The organism is Streptomyces viridosporus (genome assembly GCF_002078235.1).
Taxonomy (GTDB): Bacteria; Actinomycetota; Actinomycetes; order Streptomycetales; family Streptomycetaceae; genus Streptomyces; species Streptomyces viridosporus.
Window position 1 is genome coordinate 3,567 of record NZ_MSGP01000669.1, and the last position, 529, is coordinate 4,095.

The following is a 529-nucleotide window of genomic DNA, read 5'->3' on the forward strand; positions in this document are numbered from 1 at the left end:
AGGGCGTCGCGGACGGCGGCGAGCGTGTCGTCCTCGTACAGGGACTCGCGGGACGCCGTCGGGCGCAGGCTCTCGGCGTCGACGACGCAGCGGACGAAGAACGCCCACTCGGGCAGGATCTCCTCGGCCTGCTCGGACAGCAGCATGCCCTTGACGTGCACGCGGTGGCCGTGGCGGCGCCCGGCCGGCACCGCCTCGGGCAGCACGCACGCGATGCCCTTCAGGCCCACGGCCGGCAGGTCCAGTTCGATGGTGTCCAGCGGCGTGAACCCGAGGACCGCCTCGCCGTACGCGGCCAGCGCGCGGGAGCGGGCTCCCGGCGTGGGGTGCGTACGCGTCCAGGGGGCGGGCTCGGGGTTGACGGAGGCGCCCGGGCCGCCCGTGCCGTCGTCGAAGGTCACCGGGTGGCGCAGCAGGGAGCCGAAGTGGCGGGCCAGGTCGTGCACCTGGGCGGCCGGGTCCACTCGCCCGCGTCGGCGCGCGGCGTCAGCGTGACGGTGGTGCCCGGCCGGGGGCGGGCGAGTGGACC

The 529-nt window shown here is 76.7% G+C and carries 1 pseudogene; it reads right to left on the bottom strand.

The annotated features are described in order from the left end of the window. Positions 1-529: pseudogene (locus B7L92_RS43120) on the bottom strand (HSP90 family protein); the annotation flags it as partial.